At 72.4% G+C, this 13,359-nt stretch carries 13 protein-coding genes; 6 read left to right on the top strand and 7 right to left on the bottom strand.

Translation table 11 applies throughout. The features are described 5' to 3' along the window. Positions 1 to 17 precede the first annotated feature (17 nt). On the bottom strand, positions 18 to 857 hold the full coding sequence (locus AB0K35_RS12625) for a DUF3027 domain-containing protein (RefSeq protein WP_238668884.1): 840 nt from the start codon (positions 855 to 857) through the stop codon (positions 18 to 20). A gap of 88 nt (positions 858 to 945) precedes the next feature. Between AB0K35_RS12625 and AB0K35_RS12620 the strand changes: the two genes are divergently transcribed. Together AB0K35_RS12620 and AB0K35_RS12615 are read left to right on the top strand one after the other, a co-directional pair. Beyond that, positions 946 to 2,547, top strand: coding sequence for an MFS transporter (locus tag AB0K35_RS12620; RefSeq protein ID WP_363885232.1), 1,602 nt, complete (start codon positions 946 to 948; stop codon positions 2,545 to 2,547). Then, entirely contained in the window at positions 2,544 to 3,194 is a 651-nt protein-coding gene (locus tag AB0K35_RS12615) for a futalosine hydrolase (protein WP_363885231.1), read from the top strand. Before AB0K35_RS12620 ends, AB0K35_RS12615 begins: the two co-directional genes overlap by 4 nt. Before the next feature lie 12 nt (positions 3,195 to 3,206). Here AB0K35_RS12615 and AB0K35_RS12610 read toward each other — a convergent pair whose 3' ends face one another. Next, positions 3,207 to 4,076, bottom strand: coding sequence for a helix-turn-helix transcriptional regulator (locus AB0K35_RS12610; RefSeq protein ID WP_363885229.1), 870 nt, complete (start codon positions 4,074 to 4,076; stop codon positions 3,207 to 3,209). Between the two features lie 408 nt (positions 4,077 to 4,484). On the opposite strand from AB0K35_RS12610, the gene AB0K35_RS12605 reads away from it, so the two are divergent. After that, complete coding sequence (locus AB0K35_RS12605; protein WP_238668881.1) at positions 4,485 to 5,333, top strand: 1,4-dihydroxy-6-naphthoate synthase; 849 nt, start codon at positions 4,485 to 4,487, stop codon at positions 5,331 to 5,333. Here the strand turns inward: AB0K35_RS12605 and AB0K35_RS12600 are convergent. Both AB0K35_RS12600 and AB0K35_RS12595 read right to left on the bottom strand, forming a co-directional pair. Next, on the bottom strand, positions 5,294 to 5,680 hold the full coding sequence (locus AB0K35_RS12600) for a cold-shock protein (RefSeq protein ID WP_030329652.1): 387 nt from the start codon (positions 5,678 to 5,680) through the stop codon (positions 5,294 to 5,296). The genes AB0K35_RS12605 and AB0K35_RS12600 overlap by 40 nt on opposite strands. A 27-nt stretch (positions 5,681 to 5,707) precedes the next feature. Beyond that, positions 5,708 to 6,331 carry an HAD hydrolase-like protein gene (locus AB0K35_RS12595; protein WP_357267176.1) on the bottom strand — a complete coding sequence of 208 codons (624 nt, stop codon included), beginning with the start codon at positions 6,329 to 6,331 and terminating at the stop codon, positions 5,708 to 5,710. Between the two features lie 83 nt (positions 6,332 to 6,414). Here AB0K35_RS12595 and AB0K35_RS12590 point away from each other — a divergent pair, with 83 nt between their 5' ends. Beyond that, on the top strand, positions 6,415 to 8,898 hold the full coding sequence (locus tag AB0K35_RS12590) for a helicase-associated domain-containing protein (RefSeq protein ID WP_363885227.1): 2,484 nt from the start codon (positions 6,415 to 6,417) through the stop codon (positions 8,896 to 8,898). Between the two features lie 30 nt (positions 8,899 to 8,928). Here the strand turns inward: AB0K35_RS12590 and AB0K35_RS12585 are convergent, their stop codons facing one another. After that, positions 8,929 to 9,165 carry a hypothetical protein gene (locus tag AB0K35_RS12585; RefSeq protein WP_091395293.1) on the bottom strand — a complete coding sequence of 79 codons (237 nt, stop codon included), beginning with the start codon at positions 9,163 to 9,165 and terminating at the stop codon, positions 8,929 to 8,931. 97 nt (positions 9,166 to 9,262) lie between these two features. Beyond that, positions 9,263 to 10,141 carry a L,D-transpeptidase family protein gene (locus tag AB0K35_RS12580; RefSeq protein ID WP_363885225.1) on the bottom strand — a complete coding sequence of 293 codons (879 nt, stop codon included), beginning with the start codon at positions 10,139 to 10,141 and terminating at the stop codon, positions 9,263 to 9,265. 172 nt (positions 10,142 to 10,313) lie between these two features. On the opposite strand from AB0K35_RS12580, the gene AB0K35_RS12575 reads away from it, so the two are divergent. Next, positions 10,314 to 11,993 carry a DNA repair helicase XPB gene (locus AB0K35_RS12575; protein ID WP_363885223.1) on the top strand — a complete coding sequence of 560 codons (1,680 nt, stop codon included), beginning with the start codon at positions 10,314 to 10,316 and terminating at the stop codon, positions 11,991 to 11,993. A gap of 409 nt (positions 11,994 to 12,402) precedes the next feature. Here AB0K35_RS12575 and AB0K35_RS12570 read toward each other — a convergent pair whose 3' ends face one another. Beyond that, positions 12,403 to 12,612 carry a winged helix-turn-helix domain-containing protein gene (locus AB0K35_RS12570; RefSeq protein ID WP_238668873.1) on the bottom strand — a complete coding sequence of 70 codons (210 nt, stop codon included), beginning with the start codon at positions 12,610 to 12,612 and terminating at the stop codon, positions 12,403 to 12,405. A 472-nt stretch (positions 12,613 to 13,084) separates the two neighbouring features. Here AB0K35_RS12570 and AB0K35_RS12565 point away from each other — a divergent pair, with 472 nt between their 5' ends. Then, positions 13,085 to 13,351, top strand: coding sequence for a hypothetical protein (locus AB0K35_RS12565; protein WP_238668872.1), 267 nt, complete (start codon positions 13,085 to 13,087; stop codon positions 13,349 to 13,351). Positions 13,352 to 13,359 lie beyond the last annotated feature (8 nt).

The raw sequence follows: 13,359 nt of genomic DNA, 5'->3' as shown, positions 1-13,359 counted from the left end.
CACTCCGGCGCGGACGATCAGGAGTGCCCGTACGGCTCCGCCGGCTCAGCCGCCTCCACCGAGCCCGGCGCCCGGCTGACCGACATGGCCTCCACCGCGCTGTCGTCGTACACCGTGGGCAGCTCGTCGACAGCGGTCTCGGCCGCCTCGATCAACGTCTCGGAGTGGGCGCCGCAGCCGTGGTCGGCGCTCACCACCCGACCGTCGTCGGGGGCGTAGAAGTTGCCGCACGCCCCGAATGCCTGCCGCATCGCACCGGCCAGCGGCAGGTAGAAGCCGCAGGTGCCGCAGCGGGCGGCGGACGGAGCGGCGGACGAGATGGCCGCGGCGGGGCCGTGGTCACCTTCGTACCAGCGCTGCGCCGTGTCGATGCGGCCCTCCCGGGAGAGCACGCGGGCGCGCCCGAGGCCCAACTCCCATGCCGTCTCCTCGACCGCCGGGTCGTCGGAGAGCAGGTAACCGGGGACCAGCCGATCGTCGTCGGGCGAGGTCGGGAGCAGGTCACCCGGCCCCAGGTCGCCCGGCTTGAGCCGCTCCTGCCAGGGCAGCCAACCGGGTGCGAGCAGCGCGTCCGGGCCGGGCAGCAACACCGTCTCGCAGATGGTCACCGTCTTGCTGCGCGGCACCCGGGTGACGGTGACCGCCCAGCGCCAGCCGTTGTAGCCGGCGAGGCGACATTCGAAGTAGTGGGTGACCAGCCGGTCGCCCTCGGCAACGACCTGCAGGTGGTCGCCGACATCGTCGGCGTCCACCTCGGTGATGCCGGCGCGGGCCACCTCGACGGCGGCGGCGCAGACCTGGTCGAGACGGGCGGCACGGGTGGAGGCGGGCCTGGTCACCCGACCATTGTTCCCCATGCGCCTCGCAGGGGTGACAGGGACTCCCGGGGAACCTTTCCCAGCGGTGGTGCGGCGTACCCGGATCAGATGGGCGAGGATGGTGCACATGCCGTCGTACTCCCGCTCCGGGCGATCCGTCCTCGGGCGGACCGTCGGCACCGGCATTCGCGCCATCCGTCTGCTGTTGCGCGGTTCGGTGGGCAGCGGCCGCTGGGTGACCCGCCGGGCCGGTCGGGCCCGCGCCCGGGGCGCCGGCGGCGAGGTCGGCATGGTTCGCCTGTTCGACCTGCACGCGCTCTCCTGCGCCGGTGACACCCTGATCGCCATCGGTCTGGCCGGCACGATCTTCTTCAACGTGCCGCTCGGCGAGGCCCGCAGCAAGGTGGCGCTCTACCTGCTGGTCACCATGGTGCCGTTCGCGATGCTCGCCCCGGTGGTGGGCCCGCTGCTGGATCACTTCCGGCACGGCCGACGGTACGCCCTGGCGGCGACGATGCTCGGCCGCGCCTTCCTGGCCTGGTTGATCTCCGACTACATCCACGGCTTCGGGCTCTACCCGGCCGCGTTCGGGGTGCTCGCGCTCTCCCGGGCGTACGGCGTGGCCCGTTCCGCGGCGGTGCCCCGGTTGCTGCCGGAAGGGCTCGGCCTGTCCCAGGTGGGTGCCCGGGCCAGCGTCTACGGCACTGTCGCGGGTGCGCTGGTGGCGCCGATCGGGTTGGCCGCGTTCTGGTTCGGGCCGCAGTGGCCGCTGAGGGTCGCGTCGGTGATCTTCCTGGTCGGCATGGTTATCTCCCTGCGGCTACCGCCGAAGGCCGACTCGGAGCCACCGGAGCGGGTCCCCCGGCCACTGCGTGCGCTGGGCCGCCGCCGTGGCGACCGGCCGCTGGGCCGGGGCCGACCGTCCGGCCGGCTGGTGATCGCCACCCTGATCGGCGCGGCGACGCTACGCGCGCTCTACGGCTTCCTGCTGCTCTTCCTCGCCTTCGCGATCAAGAAGGGCGACCTGACCACAGTGGTGTTCGGCCGGGATCTGGGGGCCGAGTGGGCGTTGGGCGTGGTCGGCGGCGCGCTGGCGGTCGGCACCTTCCTGGCCACCGCCATCGGCACCCGACTACGCATCCACCGGCCGACCGCCATCCAGTCCAGCAGCATGATCATCGTGGCCGGGGTGGCGGTGCTCGCCGTCATCCAGTTCTCGCTGCTGATGGTCGCCCTGCTCTGCCTGGTCGCCGCGCTGGCCAGCGGGGTAGCGAAGCTGGCGGTGGACGCCTCGATCCAGGAGCGCATCCCGGAACGGTTGCGGGCCAGTTCCTTCGCCCACTCCGAGACGGTGTTGATGCTCGCCTTCGTGGCCGGCGGCGGGCTCGGGCTGGTGCCGTTCGATGGCCGGATGGGCATCGCCGTGGCCGCCGGGGTCGGCGTACTGGCCGCGATCCGGGGTGTGCTGGCCGCCGCCCGGCTGCGCGGCGAGAAGCTGGCCGGCCGACCGCTCGGTGACGACGAACTGACCGAGGACGAGCCGGCGGACGAGCCCGGGGACCCCACACCAACCTCACCGGCGCCGGCCCAGACCAGCTCGCCGCAGTACGACGACCCGAGCCTCACCCCGCCGGGCTACCACATCTACCGCCCGTCGTCGGCCGTTGGCGGCCCGGGTGGCGGGGCCGACGACGAAACCCGCCGGGAGTCCCCCGGCTCAGTCCCGTGACCGGTCTGCTGGTGGTGACGGCGGTTCCAGCCGAGGCGGACGCGGTCCGCGCCGGGCTGACCGACCCCACGGTGACAGTCACCCCGATCGGTGTGGGTCCGGCCGTCGCCGGTGCCGCCACGGCCCGGCTGCTGGCGCTGGCAGAGGCCACCGGCCGCCCGTACCGTGCGGTGGTCAGCGCCGGCGTGGCCGGCGGCTTCACCGGGCGGGCCGAGGTCGGCGACACGGTGCTCGGCACCGCCAGCATCGCCGCGGACCTGGGCGCGGAGTCGCCCGACGGCTTCATCCCGGTGGACGAGCTGGGCATGCCGCCCGCGCTGCTCGGTGCGGGCAGCAGGGTGCCGGCGGACCCGGGCCTGCTGGCGGCACTGCGAGCCGCCCTCCCGACGGCCACGGCCGGGCCGGTGCTCACTGTCAGCACCGTCACCGGCACCACGGCCAGCACCGGCGAGCTGCGCCGGAGGCATCCGGAGGCGGTCGCCGAAGCCATGGAGGGGTACGGCGTGGCGGTCGCCGCGGCGCAGGCCGGGGTGCCCTTCGCCGAGCTGCGCACCATCTCCAACCCGATCGGCCCCCGCGACCGGGACGCGTGGCGGCTGCGCGAAGCCCTCGCCGCCCTGACCGCGGCGGCCCCGGCACTGCGCTGACTCAGCCGAGGCTCAGAGGAACCAGCGCTTGCCCGGAGGGCCCAGGCGCAGTGCGGCCGGACGGCGCCCCTCGATCTCGAAGCCGCACGCCAGTAGCAGTTCGGTGCCGAAGCCCTCGGCGATCGCCGCCGCATCGTCGATGCCCGCCTCACGCATCTCGGTGATCAGTGCAGTGACCAGCCGACGCCCCAGCCCCAACCGCCGATATCGGGCATCGACGAGCACGCCATCGAGCACCATCTCCCGCTCCGGCAGGCCCGGAATCCACTCCCCGAACTCCAGGAACGGGCTGCGCTCATGGGCCCGCAGTTCACCGACCAGCTTCCCGTCGGGAAGCTCGGCAACGTACCGCCAGGACGTGGCAGGCAGGTCGTTGGCGAGCACCCGGCGCACCCGCGCGGTCCGTTGCACCTCGGCACCCCACCGTCGGTTGTCGCGATAGCGCCGGTTCAGCTCGTACGCGGCCGGTGGCAGCGGAAGTGGATACCGCTCGGGAGGCAACCGGTACCACTCCGCCCACCAGGCGCCGGGCCAGTCCCGAGGCTCGTGGACCGGCCACACGTCCAGGTGAGCCGGGTATCGGCGGCCTGCCTCGTCCCGCATGTCGTCGTGCGGAACCGGCACGGGCTCGGCGAAGCCGGAGATGGATGCCGGGACGCCGATGGCCAGCTGCCCACCCGCTGCCTGCACGAGGCGTTCCACTGTCCGGAATCGGGGATCGCTTGCCCGCCCCGACTCGATCCGGGCCAGCGTCGGCTGAGGCACCCCGGACTTCTCGGCCAACTGTCGCTGACTCAGATCGGCCCGTCGACGCAACGCACGGAGCGCCTGCCCGAGATCGGCTCCGCCGGCCTCGTCGGTGTTGTCACTCGCCTCGGTCACAGGCCGATGGTCCCGGCTGGTCAGTGCGCGATCAACACCCCCGCGTCGGGCTGTGGATAACGCTGTGGACAACCGCTCCGCTCGGTGGACGACCTACTCCCGCGAGCCCCTTTGGAGCTGAACCGTCTGCGACATCACCGCCCGACCCATGCTCCCAGGTACGCAGCGTGTCCGGTTTCAGACCCACGATCGCCGACGCTGGGCGATTCGTTTGTGGCATCAGCTCCAAAGGGAGACCTGGGCAGGTGCTGGACCCGGCCGGGTCGGTCGTTCCCACGCGTCCCTTCCACCCGGCGAGGCTTCCGCCGGGTTCGGTGCCGCCGCCTCGCTCCGACTCGGAACACCGCTGCGGATCACAGTCGGGGGTGGGCACCGACCCCGGGCGGAGGGCGGGGCTACCGTGAGGGTGTGGCGCTCTCCCTGGCTATCTCGCCCTGCCCCAACGACACGTTCGTCTTCCACGCGCTGGTGCACGGGCAGGTGCCCGGCGCGCCGCCGGTCGAGGTGACGTACGCCGACGTGGACGTCACGAACACGGCGGCCGAGCGGGGCGCGTTCGACCTGGTGAAGGTGAGCTTCGCGGCGCTGCCGTGGCTGCTCGACGACTACCACCTGCTGCCCTGCGGCGGCGCCCTCGGTCGCGGTTGCGGTCCGCTGGTGCTCACCCGGGGCGACAGTGACGGCGGGCCGGACCGCACCGACCTGACCGGTGCGACGGTGGCGGTGCCGGGTGACCGGACCACCGCGTACCTGCTGTTCCGGCTCTGGTCGGCCGGGCGGCCACCGGCCCGGATCGAGGTGGTTCCGTTCCACGAGATCATGCCGGGCGTGGCTGCTGGGCGCTATGACGCTGGGCTGGTCATCCACGAGGCCCGGTTCACCTACCACCGGCACGGCCTGAGCGCCCTTGTCGACCTCGGCGAATGGTGGGAGGCCGACACCGGTCTGCCCATCCCCCTCGGCGCGATCCTGGCCCGACGCGGGGCGGTCGACCCGGAGGCCGCGGCCGGCTGGGTCCGCGAGTCGGTCCGGCAGGCCTGGGCGGACCCGGCGGCCAGCCGGGAGTACGTGCTGGCGCACGCCCAGGAGATGGAGCTCGACGTGGTCGACCGGCACATCGGCCTTTACGTCAACGAGTTCACAGCGGACCTGGGCGAGGCCGGTTTCGCCGCGGTGGCGGCACTGCTCGACCGGGCCGCCACCGCTGGCCTGGTGCCTCAGACCTCCAGCTCGCGGGCCACCGCGTGGACCAGCTGAGCGATCTTCTGCGCGGCCTTCCTGTCCGGGTACCGACCCCGGCGCAGGTCCGGCTGGACCTTCGCCTCCAGCACCTTGATCATGTCTTCGACCAGGCCGTGCAGCTCCTCGGCCGGCCGACGGCGTAGCTCTGCCATCGACGGCGGCGCGTCCAGCAGCTTGACCCCCATGGCCTGCGCGCCCCGGCGGCTGTCCACCACGCTGAAGTCGACCCGCTGGCCACCCTTGAGGTCGGTGACACCCGCCGGCAGCGCCCCCTTGGGCAGGAACACGTCGCCGCCCTCGTCACTCGTGACGAAGCCGTATCCCTTGGCCGTGTCGTACCACTTCACTCGACCCGTAGGCACCTGAAAACCCCTGCTTCACTTGAGCCGCTACTGCTCCAAGGCTAGCTGGATCATCCCGTCGAGCGCCGCTGGGAATTCGGTGAGCTCGTCCAGCACCACTTCCGCCCCGGCCGCGCGCAGCTCATCGGCGGAGCACGGGCCGGTCGCCACAGCGATGCCGGGCACCCCGGCCGCCGCCGCCGCCACCATGTCCGCGACATGGTCACCGACGTAGTGGGTGGCGCCGTGCTCCCGCAGAGCTGTCGCCTTCTGCTCGGCGAACAGGTCGCCGGCCAACTCGTCGACGCTGAGACCGAGGTGGTCCAGGTGCAACCGGGCCAGCCGACCGATCTTGGACGTGACGACCAGCACCCGGCCACCCCGTGCACGGATCGCCTCGACAGCCTCCCGCGCGCCGGGCAGCAGGAGCGTCGGGGTGATCGCGTACGCCGGGTAGAGCTCGCGATACACCCGCACGGCCGACTCGACCTGCTCCGGCGGGAACCAGTGCGCGATCTCGGTACGCAGCGGCGGCCCGAGCCGGGACACCGCCAGTTCGGCATCGACCGGCACACCGGTCCTCGCGGTCAGCGCCCGGTACGTCGCGGCGATGCCGGGGCGGGAGTCCACCAGGGTCATGTCGAGGTCGAATCCGACGGTCAGTGCGGGCATGTCGAGAAACGTACCGGCTACTCCCGGTCGACCGGACGTCCGAGGGGCGCGGAAGCCCGGTGCCGGGCTAGCGTGGAAAGACGATGACCACCTCACTCGCCGACCACCTGCGGTCGCTGCCCGACGAGTCACTGGCCGCGCTCCTCCAGCTGCGGCCCGACCTCGTCGTGCCCGTGCCGGCCGACGTCTCCGCCCTGGCCATCCGGGCCCAGTCCCGGGTCTCCGTGGCCCGCGCGCTGGACGGTCTGGACCAGTTCACCCTCCAGATCCTCGACGCCGCCCGGCTCACCCGGAATCCGGACGACGCCACCACCGCCACCGACACCGTGCTCGCGATGGCGACCTCCGGGCCGCAACCGCCGGCTCCGACGGCCGTCCGGGCCGCCGTGGGCCGACTGCGTGCGCTATTCCTGCTGTACGGCCCGGAGCACGCGCTCCAGGTGCTGCCCGCCGTCGACGAGGTCTCCCCGTACCCCGCTGGGCTCGGCCGACCAGCCGCGGAGCTGGACCCGCGCACTGCCGCGCTCTGCGCGGACCCGGCGAAGCTCCGACGGACGGTGCTCGCCGCCCCACCCTCGGCCCGGGCGATCCTGGACCGGTTGGCGGCCGGCCCGCCGGTGGGCAGCGTGCCGCCGGGGGCGTTGCAGGCGCCCCCGCTCGGCGCGGCGGACCCGGTCCTCACCGACCCGACCAACGGGGGCGCCCCGACCGGCTCCCCGGTGCGGTGGCTCGTCGACAACCGACTGCTGGTCCCGGCGACGACAGGCTCCTCCACGGCCAGCGGAACTGTGGAGCTGCCCCGCGAGGTCGGCCTGCTGCTGCGCCGCGACAGCGGCCCCCTCGGGCCGCTGCGTACCAGCCCACCGCCGGTGGCCGCCGCGCCGCGCGAGCCGAAAGCTGTCGACTCGGCCGGGGCCGGCCAGACCATGGAGGTGGTCCGAAACACCGAAGGGTTGCTGGAGCAGCTCGCCGACGAGCCCGCGCCGGTGCTGCGTTCGGGTGGCATCGGTGTACGGGACCTGCGCCGGTTGGCACGTACCGGCGGGCTGGACGAACCCACCACGGCGCTGCTGCTGGAGGTGGCGTACGCGGCGGGGCTCCTCGGTGAGCTGGAGATGCCCGGTGCGACCACCGGCCGGTACGGGGCGGATCAGCAGGTGCTGCCGACCGGTGGGTACGAGGTGTGGCGGGCCGCCTCGCTGGCCCAACGGTGGGAGCAGCTCGCCCGAGCGTGGCTGACCATGACCCGGCAGGTGGGGCTGGTGGGCCGCCGTGACGACCGGGACCGGCCGATCACTGCGCTCTCCGCCGAGGCCGAGCGGGCCGGAGTGCCGGCCACCCGACGGGCGGTGCTCGGCGTACTCGCCGATCTGGAGCCGGCGACGGCACCCACCCCGCAGGAGGTGCAGGAGCTGCTGGACTGGCGGGCCCCGCGTCGTAGCCGGGGCCGGGACGCCGCCCACCGGGAGGTGCTGGCCGAGGCCGCACAGTTGGGCGTGACAGGGCTGGGGGCGCTCACCTCGTACGGTCGGCTGCTGCTGGGGGACCTGACGTCGACCGACGAGCGGGGTGACGACCCGCTGGGCGTGCACGCCGACGTCGAGAGCGGCGAGCCGTCCGGTGCCGCACGGGCGCTGGACGCGTTGCTGCCCGCACCGGTCGACCACTTCCTGGTGCAGGCCGACCTGACAGTGGTGGTGCCCGGCCCACCCGAACCGGCGCTCGCCGTCGAGTTGGAGGCGATGACCGAGCTCGAGTCGGCCGGCGGGGCCAGCGTGCACCGTGTCACCACGGCGAGCGTGCGGCGGGCCCTGGATTCCGGCTACACGGCCGACGACCTGCACGACGTGTTCCGGCGTCGGTCACGTACCCCGGTGCCACAGGGGCTCACCTACCTGATCGACGACGTGGCCCGTAAGCACGGCGGGCTGCGGGTCGGCCTGGCCGGGGCGTACCTGCGCAGCGACGACGAGACGCTGATCAGCGAGGTGTTGGCCGACCGGCGGTTGGAGTCGTTGGCGCTGCGCCGGCTCGCGCCGACGGTGCTGTGTACGCAGTACCAGGTTGGTCGGCTGCTGGGCGCGCTGCGCGACGCGGGGTACGCCCCGGTGCAGGAGGACGGCACCGGCAGCACGGTGCTGACCCGGCCGCGAATCCGGCGGGCCCCGCCCCGGGTGTCGGTGACCACCAGGACGATCGACCCGCTGGCCGCCCCGAAGCTACCCATGCCCCGGCTGCTCGGCGTGGTGGAGCACATCCGGCGAGGCGACGCGGCGGCGCGGGCCGCCCGACGGGCACCGGCGGTGGTACGCGGCGGTGCGCCAGGGCTGGGCGGCGGCCCGGTGCCGGCGCACACCCACAGCGAGGCCCTGGCGGTGCTCCAGCAGGCGGTCCGGGACAAGGCGCTGGTCTGGGTCGGTTACGTCGACGCGCACGGGGCGACGGCGTCACGCCTGCTCAAGCCGGTTTCGATCGGTGCCGGCTATCTGCGGGCCGAGGACGAACGGACCGAGATGCTGCACACGTTCGCGCTGCACCGGATCACCGCGGCGGTGGTGGCGGACTGACCGACGGCGGCACCGCGCGGGCGCCGTCGGTCAGCGGCGGCTGCGGCGTACGGTGCCGACCACCGAGATGATCAGCAGCAGCGCGAAGCCGGCGCCGGCGGATTCCCCGACCGAGTCGACGAAGCCCTGCTGGAGCACCAGCCAGCCGAAGAGGAACCACCCGAGGAGGAGCGTCGCCGCGACGGCGTACGCGATCACAGTCGCTCGGGACACCTCGTCGGGTGGTGCGTGCTCGTGCTCCGCGATCACGTCACGGTCGACCGTCATGCCCAGCCTCCCCGCCCGGTCCGGCCCTGGACTCCAAGGGTGACACTCGTTGGTCCGGTCGGACAGGGGGTTATCGCCGCGATTCGCTCGGCGGCACTCAGGTGCCGGGGCGTCGGCCGATCAGCACCACCCGGGTGCCGACCTTGCCGAGCTCCCACATCCGGACGGCGTCGGCGTGCAGGAGGTTGACGCACCCGTGCGAGCCGATCGACTTTTCGTGCAGGTAGGTGGTGGTCTCGTGGAAGCCCATCCCCTGGGTGAAGTGCTGCCAGTACGGCAGCCACACCTCGTACGGGTTCGACCATTCCTTCGGGTTCCGGTAGTTGACTGCGTACGTGCCGGCCGGGGTGCGGTAGCCGGACATGCCGGTGCGGGTCACCGTCGGTGCCATGATCACCTTGCCGCCGCGAAGCGCCCAGACGGTCTGCCGGGTCAGGTCCACGCAGAACGTGGTGCCGGTGCCGGCCTTGCAGCGGGTCGTGTCGGTGGTGGCGAGGCGCTGGGCCACGTCGAGGGTGGTTGGTCCGGCGCGACCCTCGACGGGGCGAATGCCGTACCTCTTCTGGAACTTCTTGATCGCCGCGCAGTCGGCGGCGGACTGCCGGCCGTCCACTGTCACCGCCCCGAACCCACCCAACCGGGCCAGGTGGGTCTCCACCGCACGCTGGTGCTGCCCCTGGGGGCAGCCGGCGACTGTCGGCGTACCGGTGCCGGGGGTCGTGGTGGGTGCCGCGCGGGTCGGCTTTGGGGTGGGTTTCCGGGAGGGCTTCGTTGTGGGCGCGGCCGGTGTGGGTCGGCCGTGCTGGTCGGGCCCGGACGTGTCGCCCGCCCCCGTTGCCTGTTCCGCCGCACCGGCCGGGGCGGCTCCCCCGCCACCACTCCCGCCGGACTGCGGATCGAACGCGCACGCTCCCGCGCCGACCAGCACGACCACCACGAGGGCAACCAGCCGGGAGGCGATCCGAACATGCTTCATGGGCCCTCCCCAGACAGTCGTCCCTTTACTAGACGTTCGTGAGTGCCATCACGGTTGCGCCCGGTGAGCATCTTTCTTCCGCAGTCCCGCATCGTGCAACACTGGATGGTCGGCCAGCAGCGGGTATGCGACCCGTTCCGGCCGGTCGGCCAACCGAGGAGAGGACGCTGGCGTGAGCGGTGGACCACTGATCGTGCAGTCGGACAAGACCCTGCTGCTGGAGATCGACCACCCCGACGCGCAGGCCTGCCGGATGGCGATCGCGCCGTTCGCGGAGCTGGAACGCTCGCCGGAGCACGTGCACACCTACCGGCTGACCCCGCTGGGTCTGTGGAACGCCCGCGCGGCGGGGCACGACGCCGAGGGCGTCGTGGATTCGCTGCTCAAGTACTCCCGCTACCCGGTGCCGCACGCCCTGCTGGTGGACGTGGCCGAGACGATGGACCGGTACGGCCGGCTTCAGCTCGCCAACGACCCGGCGTACGGGCTGGTGCTGCGCGCACTGGACCGGCTGGTGCTGATCGAGGTGGCGAAGAGCAAGAAGCTCGCCGGAATGCTCGGCGACAAGATCGACGACGACACCATCCGGGTGCACCCGTCCGAGCGTGGCCGGCTCAAGCAGGCGCTGCTCAAGCTGGGCTGGCCGGCGGAGGACCTGGCCGGTTACGTCGACGGTGAGGCGCACCCGATCGAGCTGGCCGAGGCCGGCAAGGACGGGCGCAAGCCGTGGACGCTGCGCTCGTACCAGCGGGAGGCCGTGGAGGCGTTCTGGGCCGGCGGGTCGGGGGTGGTGGTGCTGCCCTGCGGCGCCGGCAAGACCCTGGTCGGCGCGGCGGCGATGGCCGAGGCGAAGGCGACCACCCTGATCCTGGTCACCAACACTGTCGCCGGCCGGCAGTGGAAGCGGGAGCTGATCGCCCGTACCTCCCTGACCGAGGAGGAGATCGGCGAGTACTCCGGCGAGCGCAAGGAGATTCGCCCGGTCACCATCGCCACGTACCAGGTGCTCACCGCGCGGCGCGGCGGCGCGTTCACCCACCTGGACCTCTTCGGGGCCCGCGACTGGGGCCTGGTCGTCTACGACGAGGTGCACCTGCTGCCCGCGCCGATCTTCCGGTTCACCGCGGACCTCCAGGCCCGCCGCCGGCTGGGCCTCACGGCGACCCTGGTACGCGAGGACGGCCGCGAGGGTGACGTGTTCAGCCTGATCGGGCCGAAGCGGTACGACGCGCCGTGGAAGGACATCGAGTCGCAGGGCTGGATCGCCCCGGCCGAGTGCACCGAGGTCCGGGTCACCCTCACCGACGCGGAGCGGATGTCGTACGCGACGGCGGAGGCGGAGGAGCGCTACCGGATGGCGGCGACCGCCCGCACCAAGCTGCCGGTGGTCAAGGCGCTCGTCGAGCGGCACCCGGACGACCAGGTGCTGGTGATCGGCGCGTACATCGACCAGTTGCACCAGCTCGGGGAATACCTGGACGCGCCGATCATCCAGGGTTCGACCACGAACAAGGAGCGGGAGCGGCTGTTCGACGCGTTCCGGTCCGGCTCACTGCGGACCTTGGTCATCTCGAAGGTCGGCAACTTCTCCATCGACCTGCCCGAGGCGGCGGTGGCGATCCAGGTGTCCGGGACGTTCGGGTCACGCCAGGAGGAGGCGCAGCGGCTGGGTCGTGTGCTCCGGCCGAAGGCCGACGGCCGGCAGGCGCACTTCTACACGGTGGTGTCCCGGGACACGATCGACACGGAGTACGCAGCGCACCGGCAGCGCTTCCTCGCCGAGCAGGGGTACGCGTACACGATCGTCGACGCCGACGACGTCCTCGGCCCGAAGCTGCCCACTGTCGACTGACGCACGCATGGCCTTGATCGACTCGGTTTTCAGGAAGTCGCGGTGTCCGGGGCAGCTCAATGCCCCGATTTCCTGAAGACCGAGTCGATCAGCGCGTCGCAGGCGCGGGCGAGCACGGGGCGCGGGGCGAGCAGGGGCGAGCGGGGCACCGCCGAGCGGGGACGCCGCGTCTCTTGCGCTCGCTATGGACCTGATGTCGTAGACGAATCGGCCGTCGACTGTCCTGGACGAATCGGCCGTCCAGCGTCGTCGACGAATCGGCCGTCCCGAAGAACGCTGCTCGTGATGATCCCGGTCGGCGAGGGCGGCGTCGACTGTCCTGGACGGATCGGCCGTCCGAGTGCGCGGTGGGCCGTGGGCGACTCCGGGTCGGCGGCCTCGTAGAGCACGACCCGGCGGCCAACGAGCGTCAGCGCTTGGCGGACTCCGCGACGAAGACTCCGCGCCCCGGACGGCCAACGAGCACGCCCTGCTTCCGCAGCTTCGCCACCGCCCGACTGATCGTGGACTGTGAGACGTCGTACTCGTCTGCCAATACGCGCCCGGACGGGAGCTGGGACCCAGGCGAATAGGCCCCGCTCTTGATCTTCTTCAGGAGGTCGTCGAGCAGTTCGTCCATAGTGGGCGGGATAGGCACGTGGAGCCCCTTGCAGTCGGTTGGCTCGCCCAGTATTGATCAGCCGCTTCGACGCAGGCAACGTATGTAGCGCGAGTGACATAGGTGGGTAGATGACTCGGAGACGTCCTTGACATAGGTGACTCAGTATCGGTAGCGTCGCTCTCGGTGATGCGGTGCTGCTGCGGTCGGTTGGCGCCTCTCGTACTGGTCTCGCATCGCCGCCGAGACCTCACCCGCCGCGCTCCCCCGGCGCGGTCTGCCGCCGTATCCCCCGGACGGCCGCAGGGCGGGGCGGTCTCCGTCGACCGCAACCGGCGGAGGCCGCCCCTGCACGCCGATGCATCCGACGAAGGGCGGTCACCGTGCGCAACCTGTTCCGTCGGCTGCCGAGGCGGCGCGAGGAGCCACGTGCGACGAGAAGGCGGGACGATCTGCCGCAGCCCCGTCAGCTTCTCGAACGGTGCCACCACCGATGAGCGGGCGTTGGGTGATCCACCTGCCGATCAGCGCGCCGGATTTGCTGCGCGCCCGGATCTTCGCGCGTACCGCCGCTCGGGTGTTGGTGCGACTCAGTGCGCTGGTCGAGCCGGGCGGGGTCACCGTCTCGGCGGAGGACCAGCAGGGCGTACGACACTGGGTCTTCTGTGATCGACCACTGCCCGGCGGCGCGCGGTGCCCCCTGCCGGTCGACCACCTCGCGCCCTGCGCCCGGCACCCGCTGCGGCCCAATCGTCGGTAGGCCCAGGG

Origin of the sequence: Micromonospora sp. NPDC053740 (genome assembly GCF_040677775.1) — a bacterium.
In the GTDB taxonomy this organism is placed as follows: Bacteria; Actinomycetota; Actinomycetes; order Mycobacteriales; family Micromonosporaceae; genus Micromonospora; species Micromonospora alfalfae.
The sequence above is the reverse complement of the archived record's forward strand: the minus strand, read 5'-3'. Positions and strand labels throughout refer to the sequence as shown.